Here is an 8132-nt window from a genome sequence, read left to right on the forward strand (position 1 = left end):
CCCGACACCGCTCCGGAGCGGCTCGGCCCCCGCGCGACTGCTTCCCGTCATGAGCTTGCGCCTGGACACCGATCGGTTTACCGTGATGGAAACCGATCGGTTTCCAATTCTTGTGGAGGTAGTCATGACCGCTTTGAAGGGCGCAAACGTCTTCGTCACCGGCGGCAGCCGGGGCATCGGCAAGGCCCTGGTGGAAGAGTTGTATGTGCGCGGCGCCGCCAAGGTCTACGCCACCGCCCGCGACCCCCGCACCGTGACGCACCCCGACGCGGTCCCGGTGGCCCTGGAGGTCACCGACCCGGCCTCCGTGGCAGCGGCCGCCGCACAGGCCCAGGACGTCACCGTACTCATCAACAACGCGGGTGCCGTGGTCGGCGCGTCCTTCCTCGACTCCCCGGTCGACGACGTACGCCGGGAGTTCGAGACCAACTTCTACGGCCCCCTGCTGCTCACCCGCGCCTTCGCGCCGGTCATCGAGCGCAACGGCGGCGGCCACATCCTCAACGTCCACTCCGTACTCTCTTGGCTGGCCCTCGGCGGCTCCTACAGCGCGTCCAAGGCCGCCCTGTGGTCGCAGACCAACTCCCTGCGCCTGGAACTCGAGCCTCGCGGCATCGCCGTCACCGGACTGCACGTCGGATACGTCGACACGGACCTGGCGGCGGACGTCGACGCGCCCAAGTCCGACCCCCGTGACATCGCCGTACTCGCCCTCGACGGCGTCGAGACGGGAGCGCACGAGGTGCTCGGCGACGACCTCACACGGCAGGTCAAGGCGGGTCTGGCCGGCGACCTGGCCGGGCTGTACCCGCAGCTGGCCAAGTAGGTCGCGGCCCACAGTGGGGGCCGCGGGCCACGCGCCGTCGGCGACACCCCGCCCTGCCGCAGCCGCAGCCGCACCCGCACCCGCACCCGCACCACCCATTCGCAGTTCGCACACAAGGAGTCCGGCGAGATGCCCAGCCAGGAGTCACGTCCCAAGATCCACATTCCGGGGACCACCAGCCACACCCTCGCCCCGCGCGCAGGACACCGCAGCCGCGAGGGAACGCTGCGCTACCTCAAGGCGGGCAGCGGTGCCCCGCTGGTCCTGCTGCACACCGTGCGCACCCAGGCCGAGCACTTCCGCCACCTCATCCCGCTGATCTCCGACCAGTACACCGTGTACGCCCTCGACCTGCCGGGGATGGGCTACTCCGAGATCGTGCCCGGGGCGTCGTACGACGAGCCGGCCATGCGCGCGGGCGTCGAGCGGCTCCTCACCGAACTCGACCTGCACGACGTGACGTTGGTCGGTGAGTCCATGGGGGCGGTGCTCGCCCTGACCGCCGCGGCCGATCTGCCGGAGCGGGTCCGGCGCGTCGTCGCGGTCAACACCTACGACTTCCGCGGCGGTATCGCCCGCTCCAGCTTCCTCGCCCGCGTGGTGGTCAGCGGTGTCCTCACGCCCGGGGTGGGCCCGGTGATCGCCGGGGTGGAGCCCAAGCCCGCCCTCAGCAAGATCCTGCAGGGCGGCCTGGGCGACAAGAGCGCACTGCGGGAGGACTACGTGGACGAGCTCCTCCAGGTGGGCGGCCGTCCCGGCTACCCGACGGTCGCCCGGGCCGTGTACCAGAGCCTGCCCAGCCTCATCGCGGCCCGCCCGCGCTACCCCGAGGTCAAGGCTCCCATCCACCTCGTCTACGGGGAGAACGACTGGTCCCGGCCCTCGGACCGGGAGGCCAACAAGAAGCTGCTGCCCGCCGCCGACTTCACCCAGGTGCCGAAGGCCGGCCACTTCATCGCCCTGGAACGGCCCGACGTACTGGCCGACTTGCTGAACGCGGTGGCGTAAGCGTCCGGAGACCGCCGCGAGCACCCCCGATCGGGGGTGCCGCGTGGGGGGAGAGCCGATCGACCATGTTCTGGAAAAGACGTCGTGGCAGGCAAAGGAGCAGCACATGACGGAGATCCAGATCGAGTTCGACGTACCCGCCAAGATGCGTGACGGCACGGTGCTGCGCGCGGATGTCTACCGGCCGGGCGGCAGCGGACCGTGGCCGGTCCTGCTGAGCAGGCTGCCGTACGGGAAGCAGATGCCCTTGGCTGTCGCCGTCCTCGATCCCCTGGCGGTGGCTCGGCGTGGCTTCATGATGGTCGTCCAGGACACCCGTGGCCGGTTCGCCTCCGAGGGTGAGTGGGAGCCGTGGACACACGAGGAGAGCGACGGGTACGACACCGTACGGTGGGCTGGTGCCCTTCCCGGCGCGAACGGCTCTGTCGGCATGGTCGGCGCCAGCTATTTCGGCAACACGCAGTGGATGGCGGCGCTGTCCAAGCCGCCGGAGCTGAAGGCGATCGCACCGATGGTCACGTGGTCCGATCCGGACGACGGACTGTGGACGCGCGGCGGCGCGATCGAGCTCGGCATCACCGCGCCCTGGACCCTCATGATGGGTGCCGACGCGCTGATGCGCCGGCACAGCACCGAACCCGCCACGCTCGGCGGCAGCCTCGGCAGGCTCGTACAGGATCTCGACGGCCTGGCCGACGGCGGCTACGGCGAACTGCCCGCCGGGCACTTCCCCGCGTTCGTCCGGCACGATCTTCCCGAACTGGGCTATGAGCGGTCCCGGCGGGAGCCCGAGTGGGCGCGGGCCTGCCGGGTCGAGGGCCGGCACCACGAGGTGGACCTGCCCACCCTCCAGATCGGCGGCTGGTACGACATCTTCACTCAGGGCACGCTCGACAACTTCGCCGCCATGCGCCGGGCCGGCCGGTCCGCCACGCTGATCATGGGGCCGTGGAGTCACGCCAACCATCAGCACGTCATCGGCGACGTCAATTTCGGGTTCGGCGCGAACTCCGCCTTCATGGGCATGCGCGGACCCCTGCACGGCCTCCAGCTCGACTGGTACGAGCGCGCGATCGGCGACGGTCAGGCGCTGGAGCCGGACACGGGCACGGTGCTGCTGTTCGTCATGGGCGTCAACCAGTGGCGAGAGGAGACGGAATGGCCCCTGTCACGGGCCGTGGACACGGACTTCCATCTGCGCGCGGACGGACGCCTGACGCAGGAGCCGCCGACTGTCGCCGAGCCGCCCGAGGAGTTCGCCTACGACCCGATGGACCCGGTGCCCACAGTCGGCGGAGCCCTGTTGCTGACGGACGACTTCCGTCCCGGGCCGCTCGACCAGGTGGCCGTTGAGGCGCGCGAGGACGTCCTGGTGTTCACCACCGAACCGCTCACCGAGGACATCGAGGTGACCGGCCGGGTCCGGGCGGTACTCTTCGCCGCCACGGACGGGTCGTCGACCGACTGGGTGGCACGCCTGTGCGACGTCGACGAGCACGGTGTCTCCCGCAATGTGACCGACGGCATCGTGCGGGTACGGGCAGCGACACCGGGTGGGCCTGCCGAGCACGTCGTGGACCTGTGGTCGACCAGCATCGTCTTCCGGGCGGGTCACCGGATACGGGTCCAGATCACCTCCAGCAACTTCCCCCGCTGGGACCGCAACCTCAACACGGGTGAACCCGAGGAGAGCGCCACCACCGCCCGAGTCGCCCGCCAGCAGGTCTTCCACGACCCCGCCCAGCCCTCCCGCATCGTCCTGCCGGTGGTCCCGGGCTGACAGGAAGCGGCAGAGGAACCGGCCGAGCGGTTGCGCCGGTGAGCAAGGACGCCGACCGCGGCCGCGGTGGCTTCGGCGAAGGGCGGCAGGCGTCCAGCCGCCCTTCGCCGATGGTCTCCCGGCAGGTGCCTGGCCGTCGGCAGGTGCCTGGCCGTCGGCGATGGAGTACGTCGACTGGCTCATCGCCCGTCTGGAGGAAATCGGCAGCCCGGTCGACCTCGTGGGCCATGACTGGGGCCCCGCCCTCACCGTGCGCGTCGCCTCGCCGCGTCCCGATCTGGTGAGGACCCGAGCCGGCGGAGACGCGGTGATCGCCTGGTGCAGGTGAATCAGGGGAGGTCAGCCGCGCGTGAGTAATTGACAGGGTACGAACGTACCTCTTAACGTACCCACCTACTGGCAACGCCGCCGCGGCTCGACGAGGAGCACCGATGCAGCACCTATACGACGTAGACGTCCGGGTTTCGATGCGTGACGGCGTAGCCCTCGCCGCCAACGTGTGGCATCCAGTCGAGGGGCAGGCTCCGACGCTGCTCGTGCGCCTTCCGTACGGCAAGGACATCGCGCTCGGCGCCGGCCATGCACTCATGCCCGACTTCCTGGCTTTGCTGGAGGCCGGCTACGCGCTGGTGGTGCAGGACTGCCGGGGTACCCACCGCTCGGAGGGAGAGTTCGTTCCTCATATGGCCGACCGGGCCGACGGCGAGGACACCGTCGCCTGGATCACCGACCAGCCCTGGTCGGACGGCACGGTGGGCATGTACGGGGGGTCCTACCTCGGGATGGTCCAGTGGGAGACCGCCGTGACCGGCGCCCCGGGTCTCAAGGCGATCGCGCCGAGCTGCACCTCGATCGACAACTACGAGGCGCCCTGGTTCTCCGCGGGCGGTGCGCTCTCACTGAGCCTGGTCACGCTGTGGAACGCCCAGATGTACGCCCTGGACGCGCAGCGGTCCCTGGCGGCCGGCGAGGGCTCCGTGGACCAGGTGCAGCAGCTCGGTCAGGCGGTTCTGTCTCACGAGTCTCTCAACGATGTGCTGCCGACGGCGGAGGTTCCGGTGCTGGCGGCGTACGGGAAGTGGTGGGACGACTGGATGGCCCACCCGTCCCACGACGGGTACTGGGACGCGATGGAGCTCACGCCCGAGCTGAAGAACGTCACCGTCCCGGCGCTCAACATCGGTGGCTGGTACGACCTCTACATCGGCCAGACCCTGCGCACCTACACCACCGCCCGCCAGAAGGCGGGCAGTGCGCAGGCGCGTGAGGGACAGCGGCTGATCGTCGGTCCGTGGGATCACGGTCTCGCCGCGGACGGCATCTATCGCGACCGCTCCTTCGGCCCGCTGGCCGGTGCCCGGATGATGGGCCTGTCCGGCCTGCATGTGAAGTTCTTCGACCGCTGGCTCCGCGGCGACACCACCGCGCTGGACGGCGTGGCGCCGGTGAAGATCTTCGTGATGGGCATCGACCAGTGGCGCGACGAGCAGGAGTGGCCGCTGCCCGACACGAGGTGGACCGACTTCCATCTGTCGAGCACCGGTCACGCCAACACAGCGGGCGGCGACGGCGTGTTGACCACCGAGGCGCCGACCGGCGCCGGGCACGAGACCTACCTGTACGACCCGCGCCGCCCGGTTCCCTCGGCCGGCGGGGCGTCGATGCCGACGACGCCGGGGTTCTGCGGCCCGGTCGACCAGCGGACGGTCGCCGGCCGCGAGGACGTCCTGTGCTTCGCCACCCCCGTGCTGGAGGAGCCGGTTGAGGTCACCGGTCCGGTCAGCCTGACCCTGTTCGTCTCCTCCTCGGCGGTGGACACCGACTTCACCGCCAAGCTCGTCGACGTCTTCCCCGACGGCAGAGCGATCAACCTGTGCGACGGGATCCTGCGCGCCCGCTACCGAGGCGGCCTCGCCACGGAAGAACTGATGGAGCCCGGCACGGTCTACGAGATCACCGTGGACATGACGGCCACCTCCAACGTGTTCCTTCCCGGTCACCGCATCCGCGTGGACGTCTCCAGCAGCAACTTCCCGCGCTACGACCGCAACACCAACACCGGCGGCGTCATCGCCCGGGAGGGCGAGGAGCAGATGATTCCCGCCATCAACCACATCCATCACGGCCCGAGCCACCCCAGCCGTCTGGTCCTGCCGGTCATCGACCGGAAGGACCAGCAGTGAGCGCCGCCTACCGGGTCGCCGAGCTGACCGCGCGATTCACGGCTCCTTCCCTCGACGTGGCCCGGCTGCTGTGCGATCAGCACCCCGCCGACCGCGTCGCGTTCACCGTAGTCGACAGTGCCGGCAAGGCTTCGACACTGACCTTCGGCGAGCTCGCCGCGGACTCCCACCGCTGTGCGCGGGCGCTGCAGGGGCTTGGCGTCGGTCCGGGTGACCGGGTGGCGACCCTGATGGGCAAGAGCGCCGACCTGGTCACCGTCATGCTGGCGGTCTGGCGACTGGGCGCGGTCTACGTCCCGCTGTTCACCGCGTTCGCGCCCCAGGCCATCGCCCTGCGCCTGGAAGGTGCCGGCGTGCACGTCGTGGTCGTCGACCCGGACCAGCGCCACAAACTCGACCCGGGCCCGGACATGCCGGACGCCCCCCAGCGCCGCGTCGTGGTCACCGGAACCGGCACCTCGCGCGGTGACATGGTGCTGGCCGATCTCGTCGCGGCCTCGTCGCCCGAGCCGCTGGCCGCCATCTCCACGAGCGGCGACGGGCCTCTGGTGCACATGTTCACCTCCGGCACCACCGGCAAGCCCAAGGGCGTCGTCCACCCCGTCTCCTACGTCGCGGGATGGCAGGTCTACCTGGAGTACGGTCTCGGCGTCACCCGGGACAGCAGCTACTGGTGCGCCGCCGACCCCGGCTGGGCCTACGGGCTGTACGCGGCGATCGTCGCTCCGCTGGCCGCCGGCATCCCCAGCCTGCTGCTGTCCGGCGGGTTCTCCCCCGAGACCACCTGGCGCACCCTCGTCGACCACCAGGTCACCGACTTCGCCGCCGCCCCGACCGTATACCGGGGGCTGCGCTCCTCGTCGGTGCCGGTGCCGCGGGGGCTGCGTCTGCAACGGGCGTCCAGCGCGGGCGAGCCCCTGACCCCCGAGGTCAACGAATGGGCCGGCGCCACGCTCGGCCTGGCCGTGCACGATCACTTCGGTCAGACCGAGGTCGGCATGCCGCTGGCCAACCACCACCATCCGGAACTCGCCCACCCTCTCAAGGCCGGATCGATGGGGCGGCCGGTGCCCGGCTGGAGTCTGACCGTCCTGGCCGACGAGAAGGACGAGCCCGCCGCACCGGGTGTGCTCGGCCGGGTCGCGATCGACGTCGCCGCCAGCCCGCTGATGACCTTCAGCGACTACCAGATCCCAGGGCAGGCCGGCACCAAGTTCACCGCCGACGGCCGCTGGTACCTCACGGGCGACGCCGGACGCATCGACTCGGGCGGCGACTTCTTCTTCTCCTCCCGCGACGACGACGTCATCATCATGGCCGGCTACCGGATCGGGCCGTTCGAGATCGAGAGCGTCCTGGCCCAGCACCCCGCCGTCGCCGAGTGCAGCGTCATCGGCGCACCCGACGACGTACGCGGTGAGGTCGTCGAGGCGTACGTCGTCCTGCGCGACGGCCACGACGTCTCGCCGGAACTGGCCGCCGAACTCCAGCAGTTGGTCAAGAACCGCTACGCCGCCCACGCCTACCCGCGCACGATCCACTTCATCGACGCCCTGCCCAAGACGCCCAGCGGCAAGACCCAGCGCTACCAACTGCGCAACCGCCGCCGCACCGAACTTTCCAGCCGAGAGACACAATGACCGACACGGACCCCCTCGTCGTCGAGCAACGCGGCACCGTCCGGTGGCTGCTGCTCAACCGCCCCCAGCGGCGCAACGCCCTCGACATCACCCTCGTACAAGCCCTGGACAAGCAGATCACCAGTGCCGAGGCCGATCCCGGCACCGCGGTCATCGCCGTGGCAGGCAACGGGCCGAGCTTCTGTGCCGGCGGGGACTTCCACCAGTTCCTTCAGCTCCACGACCGGGGCGAGAACCCGGTCGGCTTCCTGGCCGACGTGTCGGCCTGCTTCAGCCGTATCGCGGCCAGCCCGAAACCCTGGGTCGCCGTGCTGCACGGTCACGCCGTCGCCGGGGGCCTCGAACTCGCGCTGGCCTGCGATGTCGTGGTCGCCGCCGACACCACCCTCATCGGCGACGGCCACCTCAACCGGCGGCTGGTACCGGCCGGCGGCTCCAGCGTCCGGCTGCCCGGCGCGGTCGGACGCGGACTGTCGCGCTGGCTGCTGCTCACCGGCGAACTGCTGCCCGCGACCGCCTTCGCGCACACCGGGTGGCTCCGGGCGATCGTGCCGGAGGCCGACCTCGACGCCACCGCCACCCGCGTCTGCCGGCAACTGGCCGACCACAGCGGCCCCGCCCAGCAACGCCTCAAGGCGCTGCTGCACCGCATCGACGGCATCGCCCCCGAGGACGCCCTGCGCGAGGAACTGGCC

General features: G+C 70.6%; 6 protein-coding genes and 1 pseudogene. All 7 read left to right on the top strand.

The window, feature by feature from the left end:
• Positions 1-124: 124 nt before the first annotated feature.
• On the top strand, positions 125-826 hold the full coding sequence (locus BZL64_RS26490) for an SDR family oxidoreductase (protein ID WP_086771698.1): 702 nt from the start codon (positions 125-127) through the stop codon (positions 824-826).
• A 129-nt stretch (positions 827-955) separates the two neighbouring features.
• Positions 956-1834: an alpha/beta fold hydrolase gene (locus BZL64_RS26495; protein ID WP_086771699.1), complete on the top strand. Its 879-nt coding sequence runs from the start codon at positions 956-958 to the stop codon at positions 1832-1834.
• Between the two features lie 106 nt (positions 1835-1940).
• Positions 1941-3614: a CocE/NonD family hydrolase gene (locus BZL64_RS26500; protein ID WP_086771700.1), complete on the top strand. Its 1674-nt coding sequence runs from the start codon at positions 1941-1943 to the stop codon at positions 3612-3614.
• A 163-nt stretch (positions 3615-3777) separates the two neighbouring features.
• A pseudogene (locus tag BZL64_RS26505) lies at positions 3778-3918 on the top strand (alpha/beta fold hydrolase); the annotation flags it as partial.
• A 127-nt stretch (positions 3919-4045) separates the two neighbouring features.
• The gene (locus BZL64_RS26510) at positions 4046-5797 is read left to right on the top strand and encodes a CocE/NonD family hydrolase (RefSeq protein WP_208639528.1); all 1752 of its coding nucleotides are present in this window, start codon (positions 4046-4048) and stop codon (positions 5795-5797) included.
• Complete coding sequence (locus BZL64_RS26515) at positions 5794-7437, top strand: AMP-binding protein (protein WP_086771701.1); 1644 nt, start codon at positions 5794-5796, stop codon at positions 7435-7437. The genes BZL64_RS26510 and BZL64_RS26515 overlap by 4 nt, the downstream gene beginning before the upstream one ends.
• Positions 7434-8132 (top strand): enoyl-CoA hydratase/isomerase family protein (locus tag BZL64_RS26520; RefSeq protein WP_086771702.1); only part of this gene is annotated, 699 nt, incomplete at its 3' end. The genes BZL64_RS26515 and BZL64_RS26520, both read left to right, overlap by 4 nt.

Source organism: Streptomyces bobili, assembly GCF_002154575.1.
In the GTDB taxonomy this organism is placed as follows: Bacteria; Actinomycetota; Actinomycetes; order Streptomycetales; family Streptomycetaceae; genus Streptomyces; species Streptomyces bobili.

What these genes read in the sequence shown, in the direction of transcription:
- BZL64_RS26510 (WP_208639528.1), top strand. Translation starts at nt 4,046, where the DNA reads ATGCAGCACCTATACGACGTAGACGTCCGGGTTTCGATGCGTGACGGC.
- BZL64_RS26500 (WP_086771700.1), top strand. Translation starts at nt 1,941, where the DNA reads ATGACGGAGATCCAGATCGAGTTCGACGTACCCGCCAAGATGCGTGAC.
- BZL64_RS26490 (WP_086771698.1), top strand. Translation starts at nt 125, where the DNA reads ATGACCGCTTTGAAGGGCGCAAACGTCTTCGTCACCGGCGGCAGCCGG.
- BZL64_RS26495 (WP_086771699.1), top strand. Translation starts at nt 956, where the DNA reads ATGCCCAGCCAGGAGTCACGTCCCAAGATCCACATTCCGGGGACCACC.